Source organism: Streptosporangium sp. NPDC023963 (assembly GCF_040639135.1).
In the GTDB taxonomy this organism is placed as follows: Bacteria; Actinomycetota; Actinomycetes; order Streptosporangiales; family Streptosporangiaceae; genus Streptosporangium.
The window spans coordinates 24340-46462 of the sequence record NZ_JBEZZK010000008.1; the positions used below are offsets into that span (position 1 = coordinate 24340).

At 71.7% G+C, this 22123-nt stretch carries 17 protein-coding genes and 1 pseudogene; 12 read left to right on the top strand and 6 right to left on the bottom strand.

What is annotated here, in order from left to right:
* Positions 1–17: 17 nt before the first annotated feature.
* Positions 18–248 (bottom strand): hypothetical protein, encoded by a 231-nt coding sequence (locus AB0F88_RS23755; protein ID WP_362687886.1) that lies wholly within the window; start codon positions 246–248, stop codon positions 18–20.
* Positions 249–518: 270 nt separating this feature from the next.
* On the opposite strand from AB0F88_RS23755, the gene AB0F88_RS23760 reads away from it, so the two are divergent.
* The 7 genes and pseudogenes from AB0F88_RS23760 to AB0F88_RS23790 all read left to right on the top strand — a co-directional run.
* Complete coding sequence (locus AB0F88_RS23760) at positions 519–1688, top strand: DUF418 domain-containing protein (RefSeq protein ID WP_362687889.1); 1170 nt, start codon at positions 519–521, stop codon at positions 1686–1688.
* A gap of 321 nt (positions 1689–2009) precedes the next feature.
* Positions 2010–2258, top strand: coding sequence for a DUF6400 family protein (locus tag AB0F88_RS23765; RefSeq protein WP_362687892.1), 249 nt, complete (start codon positions 2010–2012; stop codon positions 2256–2258).
* Positions 2245–2487: a hypothetical protein gene (locus AB0F88_RS23770; RefSeq protein ID WP_362687896.1), complete on the top strand. Its 243-nt coding sequence runs from the start codon at positions 2245–2247 to the stop codon at positions 2485–2487. Before AB0F88_RS23765 ends, AB0F88_RS23770 begins: the two co-directional genes overlap by 14 nt.
* Positions 2488–3281: 794 nt before the next feature.
* Positions 3282–4427, top strand: coding sequence for a hypothetical protein (locus AB0F88_RS23775; RefSeq protein WP_362687899.1), 1146 nt, complete (start codon positions 3282–3284; stop codon positions 4425–4427).
* Positions 4428–4490: 63 nt separating this feature from the next.
* On the top strand, positions 4491–6527 hold the full coding sequence (locus AB0F88_RS23780) for a hypothetical protein (protein WP_362687902.1): 2037 nt from the start codon (positions 4491–4493) through the stop codon (positions 6525–6527).
* Complete coding sequence (locus tag AB0F88_RS23785) at positions 6524–8650, top strand: hypothetical protein (protein ID WP_362687905.1); 2127 nt, start codon at positions 6524–6526, stop codon at positions 8648–8650. Before AB0F88_RS23780 ends, AB0F88_RS23785 begins: the two co-directional genes overlap by 4 nt.
* A 131-nt stretch (positions 8651–8781) precedes the next feature.
* Positions 8782–9687: pseudogene (locus AB0F88_RS23790) on the top strand (MinD/ParA family protein); the annotation flags it as partial.
* A 568-nt stretch (positions 9688–10255) separates the two neighbouring features.
* Here AB0F88_RS23790 and AB0F88_RS23795 read toward each other — a convergent pair.
* Both AB0F88_RS23795 and AB0F88_RS23800 read right to left on the bottom strand, forming a co-directional pair.
* Positions 10256–11596 carry a hypothetical protein gene (locus AB0F88_RS23795; RefSeq protein ID WP_362687909.1) on the bottom strand — a complete coding sequence of 447 codons (1341 nt, stop codon included), beginning with the start codon at positions 11594–11596 and terminating at the stop codon, positions 10256–10258.
* Between the two features lie 12 nt (positions 11597–11608).
* Positions 11609–11953, bottom strand: a complete 345-nt coding sequence (locus AB0F88_RS23800; RefSeq protein WP_362687912.1) for a hypothetical protein — start codon at positions 11951–11953, stop codon at positions 11609–11611.
* Positions 11954–11983: 30 nt separating this feature from the next.
* Between AB0F88_RS23800 and AB0F88_RS23805 the strand changes: the two genes are divergently transcribed.
* On the top strand, positions 11984–12766 hold the full coding sequence (locus AB0F88_RS23805) for a glycoside hydrolase family 16 protein (protein ID WP_362687915.1): 783 nt from the start codon (positions 11984–11986) through the stop codon (positions 12764–12766).
* A gap of 108 nt (positions 12767–12874) precedes the next feature.
* Here the strand turns inward: AB0F88_RS23805 and AB0F88_RS23810 are convergent, their stop codons facing one another.
* Positions 12875–13387, bottom strand: a complete 513-nt coding sequence (locus AB0F88_RS23810) for a GNAT family N-acetyltransferase (protein ID WP_362687918.1) — start codon at positions 13385–13387, stop codon at positions 12875–12877.
* A gap of 173 nt (positions 13388–13560) precedes the next feature.
* Between AB0F88_RS23810 and AB0F88_RS23815 the strand changes: the two genes are divergently transcribed.
* The 3 genes from AB0F88_RS23815 (at position 13561) to AB0F88_RS23825 (ending at position 17704) form a co-directional block, all read left to right on the top strand.
* Positions 13561–14994, top strand: coding sequence for an LCP family protein (locus AB0F88_RS23815; protein ID WP_362687921.1), 1434 nt, complete (start codon positions 13561–13563; stop codon positions 14992–14994).
* A 263-nt stretch (positions 14995–15257) separates the two neighbouring features.
* On the top strand, positions 15258–16592 hold the full coding sequence (locus tag AB0F88_RS23820; protein ID WP_362687924.1) for a HAMP domain-containing sensor histidine kinase: 1335 nt from the start codon (positions 15258–15260) through the stop codon (positions 16590–16592).
* A gap of 146 nt (positions 16593–16738) precedes the next feature.
* On the top strand, positions 16739–17704 hold the full coding sequence (locus AB0F88_RS23825) for a helix-turn-helix domain-containing protein (protein ID WP_362687927.1): 966 nt from the start codon (positions 16739–16741) through the stop codon (positions 17702–17704).
* 128 nt (positions 17705–17832) lie between these two features.
* Here AB0F88_RS23825 and AB0F88_RS23830 read toward each other — a convergent pair whose 3' ends face one another.
* A complete protein-coding gene (locus tag AB0F88_RS23830) occupies positions 17833–19191 on the bottom strand; it encodes an extracellular solute-binding protein (RefSeq protein WP_362687930.1) in 1359 nt (452 codons plus the stop codon).
* 355 nt (positions 19192–19546) lie between these two features.
* Positions 19547–20986 (bottom strand): MFS transporter, encoded by a 1440-nt coding sequence (locus AB0F88_RS23835; protein ID WP_362687933.1) that lies wholly within the window; start codon positions 20984–20986, stop codon positions 19547–19549.
* 171 nt (positions 20987–21157) lie between these two features.
* On the opposite strand from AB0F88_RS23835, the gene AB0F88_RS23840 reads away from it, so the two are divergent.
* Positions 21158–22117, top strand: coding sequence for a ketoacyl-ACP synthase III (locus tag AB0F88_RS23840; RefSeq protein WP_362687936.1), 960 nt, complete (start codon positions 21158–21160; stop codon positions 22115–22117).
* Positions 22118–22123 lie beyond the last annotated feature (6 nt).

The following is a 22123-nucleotide window of genomic DNA, read 5'->3' on the forward strand; positions in this document are numbered from 1 at the left end:
GGGGCCGTCGCCGGGGATCAGAGATCCACGTCGCGGGAGGCGACCACGCGGACCCCCTCGGGTTCGTGACCCGCCGGGGTGACCACGACCCGCCTTCCCTCGTCCTCGTAACCGTGGTCGGTCAGCCACAGCAGGGTGTACGGGTCGAGTTGGCTGAAGTCGACCGGAGAGGCGGGCGAGAAGATGTCGTCACCGGACGAGACGCCGACGGTGTCGCCTTCGACGATCGACAGGGTGTACGCGGTCATGGCAGCCTCCGGGCCGTGGTCGTCCTCGGAGAGGTCCCTACCCCCGGGGACGGCTGCAATCCCCTGACCTGGTGATACCCGCAGGCGCTCGCCGGCGCCCGGCCCGGCCACCGAAATGATCAAGAGGGTCCGTTCTCCCGGGAACGGGGAGCCGTGCGGGCTCCCGTCCGTCCTCGCCGGGGGCGCCGACCCCCTCCCCCGGAATCCGGCCGGCACCGCCTGTGCCAAAAGTCATTGTGCGGGCGGCAACGTCTTCCTAATCTCGGATGCATGGCTCAGGACGGCGTGCCGGACGGGCGACGCATTCATGAGATCGACGCGGTGCGCGGATTCGCCCTCGCGGGCATCCTGGTCGTGAACATCGAGTTCTTCGGCGACCCCGGGCTGCTGGGGTCGATGACCGGCGGGACCGGGATCGGGGGCGGGGACCACGGGCCGGTGCAGTTCGTCGTGCAGGCCCTGTTCGAGTTCAAGTTCTACGTCATCTTCTCCTTCCTCTTCGGTTACTCCTTCACCCTGCAGATGCGCTCGGCGGAACGCGCCGGGGCGAGCGTCCGGGCCAGGACCCTCAGGAGATGCCTCGGCCTGTTCGTGATCGGCGTGCTGCACGGGCTGCTGCTGTGGGTGGGCGACATCCTCACCCTGTACGCCGCGCTGGGCCTGGTTCTGCTGGCTGCACGCAACATCGGCGCGCGGGCCGCCACGATCGCCGCGACCGTGCTCATCTCGTTGATGTCCATCCTCGTCCTGCTCCTGGCCGGGCTGGTGGCCCTCGTACCCGGCCCGCCCGCCACGGGCGCGGACAGCGCGCTGGCCGCGGAGACCGCGCGGATCCTCGCCGCCACCACCGGCGGTCCTCTCGACTACCTGGGCCTGCACCTGACGCAGTACCCGCGGATAGCGATCATGATCTGGCTGCTGCAGGGGCCGATGGCGATGGCCCTGTTCCTGCTCGGCCTGGCGGCCGGCAAGGCGCGGCTGTTCGACGAGCCGGACCGGTGGGCTCACCTGCTTGCAAGGGTTCAGTGGATCGGCTTCGGCCTCGGCGTGCCCACGGGGGTGTTCTACGCGGCGACCTCCGGTCAGGGCGACGCGACGGAGCTGGTGGCGCTGGCGCTCACCCTCGCGACCTCGGTGTTTCTCAGCGCCGCCTACGTGGCCACCCTGCTCCGCCTGATCAGGCGATCTCCCTCGGTGGCGGGCGTGCTCGCTCCCGCCGGCCGGATGGCGGCGTCCAACTACGTCGGCCAGTCCGTGCTGCTCTGCCTGGTGTTCACCGGTTACGGCCTGGGCCTGATGGGCCGGATCCCGCCCCTCGGGGTGATGGGCGTCGCCGTCGTGGTCTACGCGGTGCTGCTCGCGCTGAGCGCGTGGTGGCTGCGCGGCCACCGTTACGGTCCCGTGGAGTACGGTCTGCGCCGCCTGACGAACTGGAGATGACGGTCAGCCGGGTCGTCCGGGGCGTCCGGGGCGCGGCCCGGCGATGCGGGGAAGGGCGCGGTGAGGCCGTACCGGCCGGCGGCTGCCTGTAACACGCATCACACGAAAATACGACGAAAGCCACATAAGGTGTGTAGCGGACAAATCTCCCTTGTGACGGGCTTCCCCCCAAGGTGACGGGCTTCCCCCAATGCGCGTACGGCCGGTCGCGAAGAGCGGCTCGTCCCCGGCGGAGGCGAACCCCTCACCGGTGCCGCCCGGAGGCCCCGCCCTCTCTGTTCCCCTCTCCGGCGCGCCCGCCGGCCGACGGAAAGTCATTCGATGAACCAGGACGGCACCAGTCCGCACACCGACTTCGAGATCGACCTCACCCTTGAGGAGACTCGCCGCCGCGCCGCGGTCATCGCGGCGCTGGGGCCGGGCTGGGACCCGGTGGCGGTGATGCGGGACGAGGAGGAGGCGTACGACCTCCTCTACTCCGGTCTCGACGAGCGACAGCGGGAGACCTACGACATGCTCGTGGCCGCCGGCGTGCTTCCCCGGAGGGGGCCCGGCCGTGCTGCCACTTGATCCACACGCCGACCTCGGGCGCAGGGCGTGGGTGCCCTGTCCCGCCTGCCGGGACCACCGCGACTGCGGCGACTGTCTCGGCGGGCGCAACTGCGGGGAGCACTGGCGCTATCTCCTGGGCACCACCGGGAGCCTGCTGCATCTGCAGTGCCCGGGATGCGCCCACCTGTGGAACCACGAGACGGGCTTCGGCGCGGGTGGCGGAACCACGCCCCGCCGACTTCCCTGAGGCGCCGACCGGGCGGGGCCGGGCGGGGCCGGGCGGGGATCGCGTCGGACGCCCCGCGGCCCCTGGACGGCGGCCTGCCCGCTCGTCCTCGTCCCGGGCGATCGCGTGCCCGCGCGCCCCGCCGGGCGGCCGTCCGAGGGCGGCCCGAGGGCGGTCCGAGGGCGGAAGGCCGCCGTCCGCGCGCCCCCGGAAAAGCGGGGGTTCCAATTACCCGAACGCGGGCCGCGAGCCGAACGGCCAAACAGAGGAAACGCATACATATCAAGTTGCTATGACGGCTTGCGCCAATCCGGAGTGGGAAACGGTATCGCGATCTTCCTGTGCGCGGCGAGAGCGCGGACGGCCGCCGGAAAACCGAACAGGAGGCGAACGACCGGGCCGCATCAGGGAAATGGCAGTTCAACAAGAAACGTGAAGGATCATCCGAAACCTCAGGACGGCCGTACTTCTCTAGAGAACCGGTGGCACGGTCCACTCGCAGGATGGCAGCAGGTAGGCGAATTACCGGTTTCGGACGGGCCATATATCTACTTAGGTGTTATTTATAATCCAATAACCATAAGTGGCAATTACTGAGCCCTTTACCTTCCAAATAGATCACGGTCAGTCTAATATTTGGACCTATGTCATGGCGTGCATCAGATTTCCCAGATGGACAGGCTGGGTCCTCTGGCCGTGGCAGTGGTTCCTCTAGGCACGATTCCGAACACGCATCCGACTGGCATCCCGAACGCCTCCTGTCATTCGATTGGCGGAAGGTTATTCTGTTCACGGCTGTATTAGCGATCATCGCCGTGGCCGTGTTCTGGCTCGCGACCAGAGCACCCTCCGGTTCGTCCCTGGCGGCGAACCCCACCCCCGACCCTTCGGACACCGGCTGGGAGAAGGCTCCTTCCTCGCCCTCGCCCTCGCCGACGCCGTCCCCCGCCCGTTCTTCCACTCCCAGATCGACCCCGAAACCCACCGGAAGCGGCACGGCCAGGTCCCCCCGCCCCGAGGCCGCCCCCACGAAGCGGCCGCGGACCGAGACCAGGACCACCCCGCCGCCCGCCGACCCGCCGGCCGGATCCAGCTCGCCCCAGCTCACCGCCAAGGAGGCATACGGCATCCACGGCCGCTACCAGCGGGGGTTGTCGGTGGCCCAGGCGAGGAAGGACCGGGCGGCCATGGCGAAGCTGGAGCACGGGCTCGCGCTGGAGATGACGAGGGCGGGTTTCAAGACCGCCGAGATGCAGGGAACCTCGCTCGCGACGGGGATATGGCCCAACCCCCAGGTGTGGATCCCGCGTCACGTGGAGGGCACCGCCGACTGGTTCGTGGCGGTCTCGTACGAGCCCGGCGTCGCGCGGATCGTCGACGTGATGAGCTCGGCGCCCGGCGGCTGGCGGCTCGTCGCCTCGGCCGCCGACACGCGCGCCACCCCGGCGCGGTTCCCCAAGATAGCGACCGACGGCGAGGGGTACGCGACGAGCCTCCCGGAGAACGCCACCGGGCTGAGCTCGACCCCCAGGCAGATCGCCCGCGCGCATCTGGCGAGCCTGGAGAACGCCGAGGTCGACCCGCGGTTCGACGAGGGGCCGTGGACCAGCGAGGCCGCGCTGTTCTGGCAGCAGGAACGCGGCCGGCTGGAGCAGGCCGACTGGAAGATCACGCTGTCGTACCGGCTTGAGGGACCGGTACGCGCGCTCAGGACCAGTGACGGGGGCGCTCTGGTCTGGTACGGAGCCCGATCCACCGAGCTCCGCGAGGCGGTGCGGGAAGGGGCGAAGGTCAAGCTGAAGGGCTCGGCCGCCGTCCGTACCCGCGACAAGGCCTTCGCCCACTCGGTGAGCGCCACATACGGCCGCATGTATGTGACACATGTCCCCCCCGCCGGCTCGAACGAGCCCGCTCGCGTGCTGGGCGAGTGGAGCGACGTCCTGGAGAGCCACGGCGACTGACGTTTTCACCGGAAGAAAAGGAACATTCTAATGACACCCTCACGTAAGCCATCGCGCGCGACGGTGATCACTGCGAGTGTCGCGATCGGTGTCTTCGGCGCCGGCGCCGGGCTGGGAACCGTCATCGCCATGCGCCCCGATCCGGGCGAAGGGCAGGTGATGCGGCTGGCCGCGGGCACGTACCTCCTCGACGACCAGGCGGGAGCCTGGACGTCGAGCGCGGCACCCGGCGGCGACCAGCCGCTCCCGCTCTCCGGCGCCGACGCGGGCAGCACGATCGCGGACGGCGCCAAACCGGCCGCCGCCGCCGGGGACCAGCGGGTCTGCCTGACCGCCACCACCGACGGGCACGCGCTCGGAGGCTCCGCGGAGGGCTGTGTCGCCCTCCCCGTCCTGGGCGTGGCCGCCGCCGCAGCGGAGGCGCCCCTTCAGCGGCCGGGAAACCCCAAGAGCACGCCGACCCCGCCTTCGGCTCCCAAGACGACCGCGCCGACGAAACCCGCGACGCCCAAGAAGGCCGACCCGCCTCCCAAGCCCGATCCGGCACCGGTGCAGCCCGCTCCCAACCCCGGGCCGGCGCAACCCCCCGCTCAACCCCCTCCGGCGAACAACCAGCCCGTCCAGCCGCCCGCTCCACCGCCTCCGACCCCGACGAAGAAGATCAGCGGCAACATCTCGGAGAGCGAGAACGAGAGCGGCAGCGTCATCCAGCGCCCCGTGGAGAAGAAGGTCGAGATCGTCTCGCCGCCCAAGCCGGCTCCCGAGTCCGGCGGGACGAGGTCCTCGGGCCCCTCGCGGCCCTCGCAGCCCGACGGGGGGAACGGGCGCTCGCAGCCCCCGGCGACCAACGGCGACAGGCAACAGCCCCCGGCGACCAACGGCGACAGGCAGCAGCCCCCGGCGACCAACGGTGACAGGCAGCAGCAGCCCCGGCCGACCGGAGGGAACAGCCGGCAGCCCCAGCCCACCGGCGGTCTCAAGCCCTCGCAGCCCCAGCCCACCGGCGGGAGCAGGCAGCAGCCCCAGCCCAGCGGCGACGTCAGGCCCCCGCAGCCCGGGGACGACGCCAGGAACCCCCGGCCGACGGGCACCCTGACGCCGGCGGTCCGGTCGGGCTCCGGCCGGCCGCTCGTGCCCTCGGGCGAGGTCACCATCCCCGCGGCGCCTCCCGAGACCAGGCCGACCGGCGACGCGCCCTCGGCGCCGCCGACCTCGGTGGCACCGACCGCGCGCGGCGGCCAGGATCCGGCCCAGCCGCCCGGTGGCCGGAAGCGCTCGCAGGCGCCCAGCCCGTCGCGGGGACTTCCCTCGGCCGGGCCGTCCCGGCCCGCACAGCCGCAGCCGTCCCCCGGCCCCGGTGAGAACGCCTCGCAGGAGCCCGACGGGACCGTGCTCATGCCGGCCGACCCGCGGCTTCCCGGCGGCGGCCCGGACGGCGGCGTCTCGCTGCCGGTCTTCGAGAACCCCGAGCTGCTGCGGCGCGCCTACGAGGCCCTCGGGCTGGACAGGGGCATGCGCTACACGGACGAGAACGGCGTGTGGGACCTCAACATCGCCCCGCCGGGCACCCCGCCGTGCCGCAACTACACCACCGAGGAGATCCAGGCGCTCAGCGCGTCCCAGGGCCCGAGCCCGTCCCCGGGCGCCCAGGCGATGATCCCCCGCGACTCGTGCCTGTGGCCCGCCTTCATCCGCTGGCTCTACGCGGAACCCGAGCCCGGCCAGATCAGCAACTGGACCAAGTTCACCGGGCTGCCCCAGCGGAACCTGGAGCTCGTGGTGACCGATCCCCCTCCCGTCCCGCTTCCCAGCCCGATCCCCAGCGAGAGCGTCGTCCCGCAGCCTGACCAGGGACAGCCCGACCAGGGACAGCCCGACCAGCGGCAGGGCGTCCCCGGCGAGGAGGAGCCCTGGCAGCCTGACACGGGCGGGCTGGTCCCCGCCCAGCCGGGACCCGAGGACGCCGTGGCCCCCAGAGACCCCGGAGACGACGTCCCCGAGCGATGGCAGGGCGAGAACACCGCTCCCTTCCAGTCCGACCAGGGCCGGCCCGACCAGGGCCAGGTCGAGCCGGACCCGGTCGAGTACGACGGCCGATGAGCACACCCACCGGAACCGGGCGTCTCACGCCCGGCCCCGGCCAGGGGGCGGCCTGGGTGCGCGAGCACGGCGCGCACCTGATGGACTACGCCGCCTCCCACCTCGAATCCGGCCGGGCGCGCGCGGCGGTCGTCTCCGCGCTGGCGGCCGGCCGGGTGGAGGCCGCTCCCGGGGACGTCACGGTCCGGGGGCGGCTGCTGGCCGCACTGCGACGTGACTGCCGCACCTCTCCGGGGTACCGGGAGCGGTACGTGCCGGGTTCGGGGCCCGGCATGCCCGACGTCTCGCTGATCGAGCGGGTGTGGACGATCGTCGACCCCCTGGGCACGGAGACGCTCAGGCTGACGTACCGCCACGCGCTCGGCATGGAGGATCTCTCCCATGTGCTGGCGATGCCCGTCGACGAGGTCGGCAGGCTCGCCACCCGCACCCAGGACCTGATCGAGACCCTGGTGAGCGGGCTGGACGCGCTCGCCCACGGGCGGCGTACCTGCCCGGAGCTCGCCCCGCTGGTGGAGACCGTCTTTCCCGGGGTCCTCCTCGAGGGCCCGGCCGGCGGGCGGGCGGCGTCCCCTCCCGACGATCCGGAGGGCGCCCAGGCGCGCCTGCTCTCCCACATGATCAGGTGTTCCGTGTGCACGCGGCCGATCAACATCCGCTACACGGTGCCGCAGATGATCTCCCATCCCCCGGTCGCGCCGCTCTCCGCGGAGGAGCGGCGGCGGCTCACGGACGCGCTGCCTCCCGAGGTCGCCGCCGAGGCGACCCCCGGGGGGATCCCGCCCGCGCGTCCGGCCCGTGACGGGTCTCCCCTCCTGTCCGCTCCTCCGGGCGGGGGGCGGTCCCCGGTCCTTCCCGCGCCCCCGCCAGGGGGCCGGACCCCCACCTCGCCCGGGCGCCGGTCCATCGCCCCGCCCGGGCACCGGTCTCCCGCCTCGCCCGCCGCCCCGGCCGGGGGCGGCGTCCCGGCCACCCCGGCCACCCCGGCCACCCCGGCACCGTCGGCCGCGGCGTCGCCCGCACCCGCGCCCAGGGTCCGCATGCCTCCCTACCCGCCGGTGGCGTCGAAGCCCGCCGCGAAGCCACCGGCCGAGACGCCGTCGAGTACGGCACCGTCGAGTACGGCGCCGGGTGCGGCGTCACCGGTCACGGCACCGGGAGGCGGGCCCGCGACGGGTCCCTCCGATCCCGCCAACCCCTCCGGACTGCCCCCGCTGCCCGCCCTGCCGCCTCGCAGGACCCGGCCGGCCCGCCCACCGTCCGCGCCACCCGTGCCCGGGCACGACACCCCGCTCTACGACGCCCTGCTCACCCAGGCGTGGGCGCGCGAGGTCCTCGCCCAGAGCGAGGAGCTCACCGGCACCATCCCCAGGCAGGCGCCGCCCGCTCCCGAACCCGTCGTCAAGCCCGAGCCCGTCGTCATCGCCGGGCAGGCCTCCGTCGAGATGCGCGACACCGCGACACGCGAGACCGGCGTACGAGACGCCGTGACACGCGAGATGGGGGTGCGCAAGCGCGAGACCGGGGTGCGCGACGACGCCCAGGTTCCCGCGCTGCGCTTCCACACCGAACCCGACGACCGCCCCGACGAGGAGCGGATCGAGATGGGGATCCGCGTGCTGGAGGCGCTCAGCTGGGCGGGCGCCCGGATCAGGAACACCACGATCAAGCTCGTCATCATCGTCGTGGCGGGCGCGGCGGGCACCCTGACCGGGATGAACCTGCTCGGCCCCGCGATCGAGTCCGAGGAGCCCGCGAGCTCGCTGCAGGCGTCCACCAGCCAGGCCACCCGGTCTCCGCCTCCCACGGCCGGCGCGCCGGCGCGGCAGGACGGGCTCGCCTCGCGCCTGCGGGTCCCGCCCGTGGTGACGCTGGACGAGTTCGGCCTGGGAAGCATGGTCCTCACCATCTCGGGAGAGCCGCTGAAATGGCGGATATCGGCTCCCGGCCTGGCGGTGACCCCCTCCAGCGGCACGCTGCGGGAAGGGGTCACGCAGGTGATCAACCTGCGCGCCCACCGGGTCCGCAACTGGTGCGGCGCCCCCGCCTCGGTCACCGCCCCGATGACCGTTCACGGCCTCGACGACTCGATCAGCACGACGGTGCGCTGGCGGACCTGCTGACCTCCCATCCCCCCAAGATCGCTTTTCGAGAAAGGACCAGGGCAATGACGGATACCTCTCCCCACATCCAGGCATCGCCGTCCACCCCGCCCGAGCAGTTCCACGAAACGGTCCCGCTCACCGCGGAACACCTGCTCACCAACCGCCGCCCCGAGCCCGCAGGAGGATGGCGCCGTCTGGTCTGGCAGCTCTCCGGCAAGCGCATCATCCCCGCGGAGTCGGCGGCGGAACTGGAACGGCGCACGCTGATGGCACAGGCCCAGACCCCCGTCGCGAGCGGTCACCACCGGATCGCGGTCATGAGCCTCAAGGGCGGGGTCGGCAAGACCACGACGACCGTCGCCCTCGGCAACACGCTGGCCTCCCTGCGCGGCGACCGGGTGATCGCGATCGACGCCAACCCCGACCGCGGGACCCTCGGCATCAAGGTGAAGTCCGAGACGGCCGCGACCATCCGCACCATGCTGGCCGAGGCCCCCCACATCCTGCGCTACGCCGACGCCCGCGCCTTCACCTCCCAGTCGCCCGCCCGGCTGGAGGTCCTCGCCTCCGACACCGACCCGGCCGTGAGCGAGGCGTTCAACGCCGAGGACTACCGCACGGTCGCCGGGCTCATCGAGCGCTACTACTCCATCTGCATCACCGACTGCGGGACCGGCCTGCTCCATGGGGCCATGGGCGCGACGCTCGAACTGGCCGACCAGATCGTGCTGGTCAGCCTGGTCGCGGTGGACGGGGCGAGCTCGGCCGCCGCGACGCTGGACTGGCTGACCGCCCACGGCCACGCCGATCTCGTCAAGAACGCCATCGTCGTGCTGAACGCCGTGGAACCCAAGTCCGACGTGGACCTGGACCTGCTGGAGCGTCACTTCACCTCCCGCTGCCGCGCGGTGATCCGCATCCCCTACGACCCGCATCTCAAGGAGGGCGCCGAGGTGGACCTGGTCCGCCTGCGACCCACGACGCGGGGCGCGTACCTCCGCCTGGCCGCGGCGGCCGGGCAGACCTTCGGGCAGCGCCCCGACCGGAGCCACTAGTGCGACCGGTCGCCGACGATCCCACGCTGAACTGGGATCTGGGCCCGCCGCCGAGCGCCCGGCGGCGGATGCTCATCGTGGTCGTCTCGATCGTGGGGACGATCCTGCTGGCGGCCGGGGCATGGCAGCTCCTTCGAACCGACTCCACCCCCGTGAACGCCTCCGCGCCGAAGGCCGTCGGGGACACCGTCCTCCTCGCCCCGCCCTCCGGCTACGAGGGCGCGGCCGGTTACCCCGTCGGGTTCCCCCGCACCGAGCTGGGCGCGGCCTCGGCCGCCGCCGCGGCTCTGGAGGCGGCGTGGACCCTGGACGCCGAGCAGGCCGAGCAGGCCGCGGTGCTGTACGCGCGGCCCGAGCAGCACGACGCGGCACGGGCCGGCGCCCGCGAGGCCGTCGCGGGATGGCGGGAGATCCTCGGCCTTCCCAAGGACGGGGCACTCCCCGACGGCGCCGCCATGCGGACGCGGACGATCGGCGTCCAGTGGAAAGCCCGCGCCCAGGATCAGGTGCTGGTCTCGGTCCTGGTCCAGGTGACCGCGACCAAGGGCGTCGGCGACACCGATCCCACCTATGCGAGCCCGTACGCCATGAGCCTGCTCATGGTCTGGCAGCCCGGCATGCGCGGTGCGAACCAGGGGGACTGGGTCAACGTCCCCGACCCCCTCGCCACCTCCGTGCCGCAGGTCGCCCTCCCGGGCACCCCGGAATTCACCGCCGCGGGCTGGAAACCCATCTCCGGCCCAGAGCCCACCCCATAGATCCAGGAAGAGCGATCAATGCCCCCACGCAGCTCGTCCCGGCGTGTCACCTTACTCTCCGGCCTTCTGCTGGCCGCGGTATCCGCGACGACAAGCGCGGTCATCGCCCAGCCGTGGGCCGCCCTGGCGGATCCCGGCGTGAGTTCCGACTCACCGTCGCAGGAGTTCGCCGTCCCTCCCGCTCCCCCCGCCGCCCCGCCCCCCGCCCAAGAGGAGTCCCCCCCGGAGACCACCGTCCCCGAGACCGGGAACACCTCCGGGCCGGACGAGAGGCCTCCCTCGAACCGCGACTCCGGCTCGACGCCGGACAGGAACCCGCCCTCGGAGGACGCGTCGCCTCCCGAGGCCCGCAGTGCCCCTCCCACGTCCCGTAGCCGCCCCGGCCAGCGGAACACCGCCCCCCGCACGGAGGAGAACGTTCCCGCCGAGCAGTCCTCCCCACCCTCCCGGGAGAACGCGCAGTCCAGGAACGCGGTACCGACGGACCCGCCGTCGAGGAGGGCACACCGCACCGAGGCTCCACCGGCGGCCCCGAAGAACGCCGAGCCCACCGCCGACGCGTCTCCGGAGACCAGGAGAGCCACCCAGGCACCCCAGACGAACGAGACCAGGAGAGCCACCCAGGCGCCCCAGAAGAACGCGGCGCCCACGAACGCGCCTCCGGAGAGCAGGAAGGCCACCCAGGAACCGCCCAAGACCACGGCGTCCACCCCGGCGCCGCCCGGCGACACGAAGCCGTCGGCGACGTCCACGGCGACCTCCGTCCCGACCACCCCGGCGCCGTCGGCCAGCGCCACCTCCTCGTCCACGCCGAGCGCCAGGCCCACGGCGACCGGGAAACCGCAACCGCCGAAGGCGACGCCCAAGCCCTCCGGCCCCGAACCTTCCGACAGGGCCACCAGGCCCGCGCCGGACCCGCTCCCCACGCGCCCAGGTCCCAAGCCCTCGGGTCCCAGCGCGACGGCGACGGCGACCAAGCCGGCGCCGACCGCCACCCCCGCGCCCAAACCCACCAGGTCGACGTCCCAGCGGCCCACCACCCCTCCGAAGGGGACCCAGAAGCCGTCGGCGAGCCCGGCCTCCACTCTCACCGCCCCGCCGCGCACCGGTCCGCCGAGCCGGGCGACCAACGCGCCACGGCCCGCGCCCACGCGGACCGGCGTCTACGAGCCCTCCTTCCTGACCGAACCGGTCCAGAGCACCCGATCCTCGATGGCCGCCCCGTCCCCGGCGCCCTCGATCCCCGCCGTCCTGCCCCTGCCCCCGCTCAGGCGCTCCACCTCCGACTTCTGTAAGCCGGAGGACATCGCCTCGTGCTGGAGCCTCGCGCCCTGGCGGGGCCGTACCTCGCAATCCCCCGTCCTGCTGATCGCGAACCAGGAGCCGGCGAGAGCACCGCGCTGGGTGTTCGGGCCGCCCGCCTCCCCCGCCCAGCCGCTGCCGAGCCCGACCGCGTCGTCGATCCCCAGCCCGACGAGCACCGGCTGCTGGAGCTTCAGTCCCTCCACACTCTGCGCCAGATCCTGGGAGGAGTAATCATGATCACCAGATCCCACGTGCGGGTGGCCGTACTCAGCATGGTGGCCGCGCTGACGGTGAGCACCCTCAGCGCGGCCCAGGGAGAGGTGGTCTCGGCGGCGCCCTGCGCCCCCGCCGCCACCGGCGAGGCCGGCGCCGCGCAAGCCCTCAACTGGGGCGCACCGTCCTGGTGCGCGGAGTTCGACGACTATCTCGACGAGTCCGACTGGGTGTTCTACGACTCGGCCGGGCACGCCGGCAACGGCCGCCGTTCCCCGCAACAGCTCTACCTCGGCAACGGGGCGCTCTACCTGTACGGCCGCGAGGACGGGACCACGGCCGGTCTGGCCGCCCGTCACGACCAGGCCTACGGACGCTGGGAGACCCGTATCCGCCTGTACCCGGGCGCCGGGTCGTACCACCCCGTCGCCCTGCTGTGGCCCAAGGAGGGCGGCGGCAACGTGCGGAGCTCCACGGGTGAGGAGATCGACTTCCTCGAGGTCATCGACGATCCGGAGAGGCAGCGGCCGAACTTCTTCCTGCACACCCCTCAGGGGCAGGAGCAGGCCCACGCCAACATCGACATGACCACCTGGCACACCTACGCCGTGGAGGTCACCCCCGACAGCGTCGTCGGCTACATCGACGGGCAGGAGTGGTTCCGCTCCGGCAACGCCACCCGCAGCTCGATGTCGGTCTGCCTGCAGCTGGACTGGTTCCCCGGCCAGGGCAGCTCGGGAGAGGCGTGGATGGAGGTCGACTGGCTCCGCATCTACCCGGCCTCGACGGGCACCGCGGGCTGAATCCACCCGGCAAAACAGGAGGGTGCGGGATCCGTGGGAACGGGCCCCGCACCCTCCTCGCGTCTCGCGGTGCGGGCCACCCGGCACGGGCCGCCCGGAGCGGATCGTTCAGCCCGTGGCGGCGGGAAGCCTCGCCTCCAGGATCTGGCCCGGCCAGTCTCCGACCTTGAAACTCTCGGTCCTGGTGAAGCCCCGGCTCTCGTAGTACGCCACCAGCCGGCCGTCGTCTCCGGCGTAGCAGTCGACCCGTACCAGCGCGACCCCCAGCCAGGCGGCCTCCGCGCGGGCGCGCTCCAGCAGGACGGCCCCGACCCCCCGGCCGTGGTGTCTCCGGTCGACGACCAGCCCCTGGACGTACAGCTCCGGCTCTGAGGCGGGAGGGACGTAGGGCATCGCGGTCCCCACCACCAGGCAGCCCGCGGGCCGGCCGTCGAGTTCCGCGATGCGCATCCCGCCGGACATCGCCCACGAGGTGATGTTCTCGACACGGGCCGCGTTGAGCGAGAACGGTTCGCTGCCCCACTGGCCGGTGCGGCCCAGGGAGGACAGCCACGCCACCGCGCCGTCGAACATCGCCAGGACGGCCGGTACGTCCCCGAGATACCCCTGACGGATAATCACCGGCGGATCGTAACAGGGAGACGCACCCCTGCACAGGACAGGTGTATGTACCTCACGCAGGGCAGACCCGCACCGGACCAGCCGTACCGGGAGGTTAGTAAACTCTGCGACGGCCGGAATACGGCTCCTCGGTCACGGGCGCACGCCATGGCCGCTTTCCCCCCGGGAGTCACGTGAGCAGCGGGTTGATCGACGCATTCCCCGAACCGCCCCCCGAGCCGCCGGTGCCGCCCGGGCGGCGCTCGTGGCGGCCGGGCCGCAGGTGGTTGTGGTGGCTGGTGGCCGCCGTCACCGCCGTGGTGCTCGTGGCGGCGGGGACGGTGGCCGGCGCGTACGTCAAGCTGACCGGCAACGTCAAGCATGTCGAGGTCTCGGCGGAGGATCTCGGGCGACGCCCGGTCAAGGCCGCGAGCAAGGCGATGAACGTCCTGGTCGTCGGCTCGGACCAGCGGGGCGGCAAGAACGCGCGGTACGGCCGGGTGGCGGGCGAGCGGACCGACACGATCATGCTCGCGCACATCTCACCGAAGCGGGACAACGCGATGGTCGTCAGCTTCCCGCGCGACTCGATGGTCCAGCTCCCCGCCTGCCGGGCCAGGCAGGGGCTGCCCGGACAGCGACCGCACGTGGGCATGATCAACGAATCGTTCAACTCCGGCGGCATCGCCTGCACCTGGAAGACCGTCGAGTCGCTCACCGGCATCCACATCGACCACTTCGTGAAGGTCGACTTCACCGGCTTCAAGGGCATGGTCGACGCGGTCGGCGGCGTGGAGGTCTGCGTACCCGAGGCGATCAACGACAAGAAGGCCCTGCTCCACCTGGCCGCCGGGCGCCAGAACCTCGGGGGTGAGCAGGCCCTGGGCTACGTCCGTGCCCGCTACAGCCTGGGCGACGGGTCGGACATCGGGCGCATCCAGCGCCAGCAGATGTTCATCGCCTCCATGGTCAAGAAGGTTATGAGCGGCGAGACGCTCACCGACCCCACCCGGCTCTTCGGCTTCCTCGACGCGGCGACGAAGTCGGTCACCACCGACCCCGGCCTCACTCCGGGCGTCATGCGGGACCTGGCGACCAGCGCGCAGGGACTCGCCGCGGGGCAGATCCACTTCATCACCACCCCGTGGCGCTACTCGCTGGTCCACCCCGGCCGGGTGGAGTGGGTCCAGCCGCAGAGCGGCAGGCTGTTCAGGATCGTCGCGACGGACCGGGCGATCAGCGGCTCCGGGGTCAAGGGCGGCCAGACCAGGGTGCCCCGCTCGAAGATCCAGGTCGAGGTGCGCAACGGGACCATGCGGTCCGGCCTGGCCACCCTGGTCGCCGTCCAGCTGGAGGAGCGCGGCTACCACGTCGCCAGGATCGGCGACGCGTCGCGCAAGCCGTACCCGACGACCACGATCGCCTACTCGCCGAACGGCACCGCCAAGGCGCCCACGCTCAGCCGCGACCTGCTCGCCGCCAGGCCGCTGCCCGTCCGCCGGGCGACCACGGGCAGGCTCGTCCTGACGATCGGCGACGACTGGAAAGGGCTGAAGCCGCTTCCCCGCGACGACGACGAGAGCCTGAAGGGATTCGACGCGACCCACGACTCGTGCGCCGGCGCCTGATCGTCCTGCCGGGAGACTTCGCGGCGATCCGCAGGGGAACGGATGACCCGCCGTGGAGGGGCCGGAGGCCGCGACGGCACCCTCCCGGCCCCTGGCTCGCGGAAACCATTGCCTTCGCCGCCGAACGGGCGTGAGAACTTGGCCGTGCTTTGCCCGGGGATTAAGGCCAGCCACCTATAAATGGTTAAAAGCGTCTTTAGGGAAGGAAAGCCGCTTTTCAGGGGGTACAAGCGTTGCGACGTCCGCGTTCGATCCGGGGTCGGGTGACCCTCATAGCGATCGTCGTGTTCGCCCTGGCCCTGGGCACGGGCGCGTTCGCGACGTGGCAGATCGTACAGAGCAGGCTGGTGGCCGACCTCGTCGGCGCGACGGCCGTGGCGGCCAGGAAGACGGGCCTGGACATCCAGAAGGGCCGCCCGGACACCGTCATCCTCCCGGTCAACCGCGTCGACCGCATCCAGGTCGTCGCGAACGACGGCCGGGTGGTCGCCGCCAGCCCCGCCATGCTCGGCTCGGCCCCGATCAGCCGGATGCGCCCGGTCGGCGGTGACATGCGCGTTGACGGGACGTCGTGCGTGAGCTCCTCGGTGACGAAACGGGAGTGCTACATCACCGTGGGTCTCCGGATGGCCCACACCGTCTACGGCGACGTCATGGTTTACGCGGCGGCGCCGGAGCCCCCGGTCCTCCGCACCAACTCCCTCGAGATCGCGCTGACGCTCTTCTCCCTGGGACTTCTCGCGCTGCTCGGCTGGGGCACCTGGCATCTCGCCGGCCGTACGCTCGCGCCGGTGGAGCGGATCCGCGCCGAGATGGCCGAGATCACCGCCTCCGATCTCAGCCGCCGGATGCCCGTTCCCGCCTCCGGGGACGAGATGGCACAGCTCACCGAGACCGTCAACGCGACCCTCGAAAGGCTGGAGCACGCCGTGGAGAACCAGCGCCGCTTCGCCTCCGACGCCTCCCACGAACTTCGCACCCCCCTGACCGGGCTGCGCACCAAACTCGAACTGGCGATCTCCGATCCGAAGGCGGAGAACCCGATGAAGACGATGTGCTCCGCGCTGACGGACGTGGAACGGCTCCAGGCCATCATCGAGGACCTGCTGCTGCTCGCCCGCCTCAACGCCGGCGCACCGGGCCCGCCGGAGCCGGTCGACCTCGCCGAGCTGGTCACCTACGAGATGAGGCGCCATTCGTCCCGGCACGAGCTGCTGCTGGAGCGCGACCCCGGCGTCGTGGTGCGGGGCAGCAGGCTCCAGCTGGGCCGATTGCTGACCAACCTGCTGGCCAACGCCGACCGGCACGCGGTGAGCGAGGTGCGGGTCCGGGTCCGGAGCGAGCGGGGCGAGGCCGTTCTGGAGGTCACCGACGACGGGCTCGGCATCCCGGCGGAGGAGCGGGAGCGGGTCTTCCAGCGGTTCACCCGCCTGGACTCGGCGCGCAGCCGCGACGCCGGGGGCACCGGCCTGGGCCTGCCCATCGCCAGGGACATCGCCGTGGCGCACTACGGCCGGCTCTACGCCGCCGACAGCACCACCGGCCGCGGCGCCCGGCTCGTCCTCCGCCTGCCGCTGTCGAGCGCGGCCCCCTCCTGAGCTCACCTCGTGGCGGGGGCGGGCGTCGCTCACCTCGTGGCGGGGGCGGGCGTCGCTCACCTCGTGGCGGGGGCGGGCGTCGCGGGAAACCGCGAAGGCGGCCCCTGCGAGAATGGCCCGTACCTTCCCTGTGTGAGAATCGGGCCATGCACAGGATCGTCACGCTCGCCCTGGACGGTGTGATCCCCTTCGAGCTGGGCATCCCGCCGCGCGTCTTCGGCGGCGCCAGGGGCCCGGACGGCAGACCGCTCTACGAGGTGCTCACCTGCACCGTCGACGGCGCCCCCGTACGCACCGACGCCGACTTCTCGATCACGGTGGAGCACGGGGCCGAGGCCCTGGAGGGCGCGGACACCGTGGTGATCCCGGCCACCCACGCCCTCGGCACGACCCTCGGCGAGGGACGGCTCCCCGAGCCCCTGGCCGCCGCGATCGCGCGTATCCGGCCGGGCACCCGCCTGGTCTCGATCTGCATCGCCGCCTACGTGTTCGCGGCGGCCGGGCTGCTCGACGGTCGTCCCGCGACCACCCACTGGAGCAGCGCCGACCACTTCCAGAAGCTGTTCCCCAAGGTCAAGGTGAACCCGAACGTGCTGTTCGTGGACGACGGGGACGTGCTCACCTCGGCCGGGGTGGCCGCGGGGATCGATCTCTGCCTGCACATCGTCCGGCGCGATCACGGCACCGAGGTGGCCAACCGCGTGGCCAGGCGATGCGTCGTCCCTCCTTGGCGCGACGGCGGCCAGGCCCAGTTCATCGAGCACCCGCTTCCCGCCCCGACCGCCGCGACGACCGCCGCGACCAGGGCGTGGGCGCTGGAGCGGCTGCACGAGCCGCTCCCCCTCAGCGAGCTCGCCGCCCACGCCCGGATGAGCCGCCGTACCTTCACCCGGCGCTTCCGCGAGGAGATGGGCCTCAGCCCGGGGCAGTGGCTCATCCTGCAGCGGATCGAGCTGGCCCGGCGGCTCCTGGAGACCAGCGACCTGCCGGTGGACGGCGTCGCCCTGCGGTCGGGGTTCGGCACCGCCGCCTCGCTCCGCCAGCACCTGCAGGTGGCCATCGGCGTCTCGCCGATGGCCTACCGCCGCACCTTCCGGCTCGTGGACGCCTGATCCGGCCGGGCGCCACGAAGGGTGCCCGGCCGCCGCGGAAGAGCCGCCGCGAATGAGCCGTCACGGAAGAGCCGCCGTGGAGGAGCCGTCACGGAGGAGCGGCTGTCACCGGCCGTGCCGGGAAACCGTCACTGGCCGCGGGACCACTCCTTCTGCAGGTGGTCGGCCGCCTTCTTCGCGGTGGTCCGGCCATGGGCGACATCGAGGATGGTGTCACCCTCGGCGCGCTCCAGGAAGACCTCGTCGGGGACGTTCACGGAACCGCCGTCCCTGATGAGTTCCTGGACCGCGGCGTAGCCGTCCTTGCCCTCCGGGGTGGCGAAGACGGACGAGTCCATCCGGAAGTCCTCGCGCGAGGGGACCATCGTCAGGTCTCGGGCCCAGCCGGAGACTCCCCCGCCCGCGGTCAGGAACTCGATCAGCGTGGCCGCCTCGGCCACGTGCTTGGAACTCCTGGGGACGGCCAGGCCCACTTCGACCGCGCTGCGGACGGCATGCTCGGCACCCGACAGGACGGTCGGGAAGGGGCCCACGCCGACCTTCTTGACGGAGGTCTTCGTGGTGTCGCGGTAGGACGCGGACAGCATGGGGCTCCGGCCGGAGCCGTCCACCAGGAACAGGGCCTTGCCGTCGCGGAAGAGCTCGGCCGGGCGGTCGCCCTTGAGGGTGAGCGCCGACCTCGCCAGCACACCCCGGTCGAACAACGACCCGTAGGCCCTCAGGGCCGAGACCATCTCGGGGCCGTTCCACGGCTTGTCACCGGCCAGCAGGTCGTCGGAGAGGGTCGGCTGGGTCTGGCTCGCGACGGTGAACAGCAGTTCCTCCTGCCGGCGCGGCTCCCCGGAGAAGACGACCGGCCGGAGGCCGGGGATCTCCTTCTTGACCCGCATGACGACGGACTCCAGGTCGGCGGCCGTCTCGGGGAAGGACTCCCCGAGCTCGGACAGGAGATTGGCGTTGTAGTACATGACCGCGCCGCCGCTGGACCCCATCGGGACGGAGTAGAGCTTGCCGTTCTTGGCGGCCTTCTTCGTCTGCTCCACCGCGCTCTCGTCGAGCTCTTCGACCCAGCCGCCGGAGACCTTGTCCTTCCAGTCGTCGACCGGGCGAAGCCGGTCGGCGACCGCGCGGGTCATCGTCGGGACCTGGACGCCGACGACGTCGAGTGCCTCGTCACCGTCGAGCGCCTTGGGCAGCCGCTTGCGGTAGTCGGCCTCGGCGAAGGTGCGCAGTTCGACCTCGATGCCGGGGTTCGCCTGCTCGAACGCGGTGATCGCCCTCTTCAGCGCGGCCTCGGGCGGGGAGAAGGTCCAGTACTTCAGGGTGACGGGTCCGGCCGGCTTCTCGGGCTTCTTGGTCTTCTCACCGGCCTTGGGGACGGACTGCGCGACCGGCCGGCCGTCGACCGGCCCGCCCGCGCTGCAGGCGGTCAGCCCGAGGGCGAGGGCGGCGGTGGTCATGGCGAACGCACGAGCTGTGTCACGCATTCATACCTCCAGCAGAATCATGGTGCGGGTGACGGTGTTCAGCCCGGCGAGGTCGATCACGGTCAATCCGGTCGATTACGAAAAGTGATCTTATGTGCTCCTCTGCCGCGGCAGAGGGCCGCCAAACTCCCGGCGGAGCCGCGTCCCCGGACCGGGACACCCCGGACCGGGACACCCTGGACCGAGACGCCCTGGACCGGGACGCCGCAGACCGGGACGCCGCAGACCGAAACGCCCCAGGCCGAAGCGTCCCTCAGATCGAAGCGGTCCCGGACCGGGACGCCCCTCGGCCCGAGGCGTCTTTCAGGCCGGGACAGCGCTCCGCCCGGACGGGGCGTCCACCCGAAGAAGGCGCTCAGCCGGAGGCGGTGCTCAGTGGCTCGGCGATGTCCTCCAGGCCCTTGCCCTCGGCCTTGACCCCGAGGAAGAGCTCCACCAACCCGGCGGCGATCATGAGACTCGCGCCGATGCAGAAGGCCAGCGCGGTGTCACCGGGCCTGCCGCTCTCGACGAGGCTGGCGAAGATCAGCGGCCCGGACACGCCGCCGACGAAGGTGCCGATCGCGTAGAAGAACGCGATGGCCATGGCCCGGGTCTCCATCGGGAAGATCTCGCTGACGGTCAGGTAGGCCGAGCTCGCCCCGGCGGAGGCGAAGAAGAGCACCACGCACCAGCAGGCGGTGAGCGTGACCGCGGTCAGCACCTCCTGGTTGAACAACCAGGCCGTGCCGAAGAGGAGCACCCCGGACAGGATGTAGGTGCCGGAGATCATCGGGATGCGGCCGATCGTGTCGAAGAACCGCCCGAGCAGGAGCGGGCCGAGGAAGTTGCCGACCGCGATGACGGCGAAGTAGTAGCCGGTCTCGGTCTCGATGCCGAAGAAGGTCGACAGGATCTGCGCGTACCCGAAGGTGATGGCGTTGTAGAGGAACGCCTGGCCGATGAAGAGCGACAGGCCGAGGACGGTGCGCTTGGGGTAGCGGGCGACCATGGTGTGCGCGATCCGGCCGAACCCGATGGACTTGCGCTGGTGGATGGTCATCGACCGCTCGGGCTCGTCGAGCTTGACGCCCTTCTCGCGCTCGATCTGCCTCTCCACCCCGTCGACCAGCCCCTCGGCCTCCTCGTCACGGCCGTGGATGAACAGCCAGCGGGGACTTTCCGGCACGTGCCTGCGCACCAGCAGGATGGCCAGGCCGAGCACCACGCCCATGCCGAACGCGACACGCCAGCCGATGTTCAGCGGCAGGTTGTTGAGCAGCGGCACCGTCAGCAGCGCGCCGCCCGCGGCGCCGAGCCAGTAGCTGCCGTTGATGATGATGTCGATCCTGCCCCGGTGCCGGCTCGGGATGAGCTCGTCGATGGCCGAGTTGATGGCGGCGTACTCGCCGCCGATGCCGAACCCGGTCAGGAACCGGAACAGGAAGAACCACCAGGCGGAGAACGAGAACGCCGTCGCGGCGGTGGCGACCAGGTAGACGACCATCGTGATGATGAACATCTTCTTGCGGCCGAACCTGTCGGTGAGCCAGCCGAAGAACAGCGCCCCCAGGCACGCCCCGGCCACGTAGAGGGCGGCGGCGGTACCCGCGACCTGGGCCTGGGTGATCGCCAGGCCGCTGCCCTCCTTGGCCAGCTGGGCGGAGAGGTTTCCGACGATCGTCACTTCGAGACCGTCGAGGATCCAGACGGTTCCGAGCCCGATGACGACCATCCAGTGCCATCGTGACCATGGCAACCGGTCCAACCGTGCGGGGACCTTCGTGGTCACCGGCCCCGTCCGAACGTCGCTCATGGCGGTACCTGCTACCCCTTCACGGCCGGCTCATACCGGGGTGAGTTTCGTCGTTTCGGTGTTCTCCTCCTTCCCATTTGCCCCCTTCACCTCCGCGCGATCAGGACAAACCACCGTGTTTTAGATACATTGCGCGAGCATGGGGAGACTTGACGCTGTTTAGGGAGATCAATGAAAGCCCGGATCACGGGCGTCGCGACGTATCTGCCGGAGCGGACCGTCTCCAGCGCGGACGTCGAACGGCGGATCGAGGGCTACGTGCCCCACGGAGGCGTCGTCGAGCGGCTGACGGGAATCCGGCGCCGTCACGTGGCCCGCGACGACCAGCAGGCGTCGGACCTGGCCGCGGAGGCGGCCCGCGAGCTCGACCACTCCGACGTCGACCTGCTCGTCTTCGCGTCGGCCTCCCAGGACATGGTCGAGCCCGCCACCGCGCACATCGTCGCGGCCAAGCTGGGACTCTCGTGCCCGGTGTTCGACGTCAAGAACGCCTGCAACAGCATGCTCAACGGGATCCAGATCGCCGAGGCGCTGATCCTGACCGGCGCGCACCGCAAGGTGCTGGTCTGCTCGGGTGAGATCCCGTCGCGGGCGATCCGGTGGCGGGTCAGGGACCGCGCGCAGTTCGTCGACTCGTTCGCGGGCTACACGCTGTCGGACACCGGGGCCGCGGTCACGGTCGCCGCCGATGTGGAACGTGGCATTTTCTACCGCGACTTCGCGGCCGACTCCACGGCCTGGGCGGTCGGCACCCTGCCCGGGGGCGGTTCGGCGCACCCCCGCGACCCCGAGTACTCCTACTTCCGCGGCGACGGGCGCCGGCTGAAGGAGGCCTTCGAGGCGATCGGCCCGGACATCTTCCTCAACGCGCTCAAGCGCACCGGTCTGACCTGGGACGACTTCGCCATCGTGGCGGTGCACCAGGTGGCGCTGCCCTACCTGCGCTTCCTGGCCGAGGTGCTCGACATCCCCGAGGACAGGCTCGTGGTCAGCTTGCCCGAGCACGGCAACTGCGCCTCGACGACGCTGCCGCTCCAGCTCGCGCTGGGCGGCTGGCGGCCGGGCGACCGGGTGGCGCTGCTCGGGCTCGGCGGCGGGATCAGCACCGGCGTGATGCTGGCGGAGATGTGACGGATC

Coding starts and splice junctions, on each gene's coding strand:
- AB0F88_RS23835 (WP_362687933.1), bottom strand. CDS start 20,986: ATGAGCGACGTTCGGACGGGGCCGGTGACCACGAAGGTCCCCGCACGG.
- AB0F88_RS23840 (WP_362687936.1), top strand. CDS start 21,158: ATGAAAGCCCGGATCACGGGCGTCGCGACGTATCTGCCGGAGCGGACC.
- AB0F88_RS23825 (WP_362687927.1), top strand. CDS start 16,739: ATGCACAGGATCGTCACGCTCGCCCTGGACGGTGTGATCCCCTTCGAG.
- AB0F88_RS23765 (WP_362687892.1), top strand. CDS start 2,010: ATGAACCAGGACGGCACCAGTCCGCACACCGACTTCGAGATCGACCTC.
- AB0F88_RS23785 (WP_362687905.1), top strand. CDS start 6,524: ATGAGCACACCCACCGGAACCGGGCGTCTCACGCCCGGCCCCGGCCAG.
- AB0F88_RS23805 (WP_362687915.1), top strand. CDS start 11,984: ATGATCACCAGATCCCACGTGCGGGTGGCCGTACTCAGCATGGTGGCC.
- AB0F88_RS23760 (WP_362687889.1), top strand. CDS start 519: ATGGCTCAGGACGGCGTGCCGGACGGGCGACGCATTCATGAGATCGAC.
- AB0F88_RS23755 (WP_362687886.1), bottom strand. CDS start 248: ATGACCGCGTACACCCTGTCGATCGTCGAAGGCGACACCGTCGGCGTC.
- AB0F88_RS23830 (WP_362687930.1), bottom strand. CDS start 19,191: ATGCGTGACACAGCTCGTGCGTTCGCCATGACCACCGCCGCCCTCGCC.